Raw genomic sequence first — 1,455 nt, 5'->3', positions numbered from 1 at the left:
GTACGGATTACCTGAGGAAGTCGGCGACGAGGGGAGCTTTTATCTAAATCCGATTTATTCAACAAAGCCCACTTTCGCGCCAGTGCCGGGCCTTTTCATGCTTTCGATGGAAATGGGGGGGGCCGCTGGCTGCCAAACCGAGCAAAAGGGAGTGGAACGGGATTGAGTGCGCGACCTGATATTGCATTTAACATAATCATGATTATGCGCACCAAATATTTTAGTAATGTCACTTTGGAGATGCGGATGTTTTGTTGGGCTGGTTATGTTGTGATCCCCAGATGCTGCCGGTACCTAACCGCACTCATTGCACCCAATAGCTGCTCCGGGCTATCAATCCCGTTCTGGCAGACCCGAGCTTGTTTGTGGCAAGTTCAAAGCGATAGAATCGACCATCAGTGCTGCGAAGTACCGGATAAAGGTGAGCCCCAAAAGGATACTTAAGATGATTAAATTCCCGACTAAAAAGCGCGTTGATTTGTATAAAAATGCCGTTAGTTCTGAGCAAATACAGCTTGAGCTGGCTGCGGCTCAGGAGTTTATGTTCGATGCCTGGGAAACTGATGACCTGGACGCTGTGCTGAAACTTATCAGAAAAGCTATCAAAAAATCTCCGCTCTGTGCTGACGCATATTCATTCTACTACGAGATATCTGACGAGCCTCTTGATTCAAAAATCCAAAATCTGGAAACGGCTTTATATGCAGCCAGCATTGCTCTTGGCGAAGCTTTTCACGAGTTCGCTGGCCGTTTCTGGAGATGTGTTGAAACACGCCCATATATGAGAGCAAAAGCAGCTTTGGCCGATGCTTTATGGGAGTCGGGTAACTTCTACCCAGCTATAGCTCACTGTCGCGAAATGCTTCAGCTCAATCCGAATGATAACCAGGGGATTCGTCATTTACTAACGAGTTATTACTTGGAACTGGAAATAGTGGACGATTTGGCTTTGATACTGGACGATTACTCAGGTGATACAAGCCCTTATCTTCATTATACACGCGCCCTCCTCGCCTACAGGCATTCCACCCCGGATGCCGATGATATCGCTAAAGCTGCGATCGATTCTAATAGACACATCCCCAGTTTGTTATCAAAGTGCCGTATGCTGACGAAGTCTAACCGTGGATATATTACGTTATGTGAAATGGATGAAGCCATTGATTATGTCAATAACAATATTAAACCATGGTTAAGAACTTCTGGTGCAATAGAGTGGCTGTCGAAAATAGCTCAGTAAAAAAGTTTTGAGCTTATAGGATGCACAGTCAACTTGATCGTAAATTCTCAATGGCACTGTTGTTAAGTATGAGTACCGATTTAACGCTGACGCTGATTCTATCGATAATGGCCTGCCGGGGGCCGCAAGACGTTAGCCTGCTTATGGCTTTGTTGAATAAATCGGATTTAGATAAAAGCTCCCCTCGTCGCCGACTTCCTCAGGTAATCCGTACA

General features: G+C 45.8%; 1 protein-coding gene. It reads left to right on the top strand.

The genetic code is table 11. The features are described 5' to 3' along the window. The first annotated feature begins 445 nt into the window (after nucleotides 1–445). Nucleotides 446–1,240 carry a tetratricopeptide repeat protein gene (locus J8X26_RS26255; RefSeq protein WP_208952475.1) on the top strand — a complete coding sequence of 265 codons (795 nt, stop codon included), beginning with the start codon at nucleotides 446–448 and terminating at the stop codon, nucleotides 1,238–1,240. Nucleotides 1,241–1,455: the final 215 nt, after the last annotated feature.

Source organism: Rahnella sp. ChDrAdgB13 (assembly GCF_017655185.1).
GTDB classification, from domain to species: Bacteria; Pseudomonadota; Gammaproteobacteria; order Enterobacterales; family Enterobacteriaceae; genus Rahnella; species Rahnella contaminans.
Note: the sequence above shows the minus strand (reverse complement) of the source record. Positions and strands in the feature narration are given on the sequence as shown.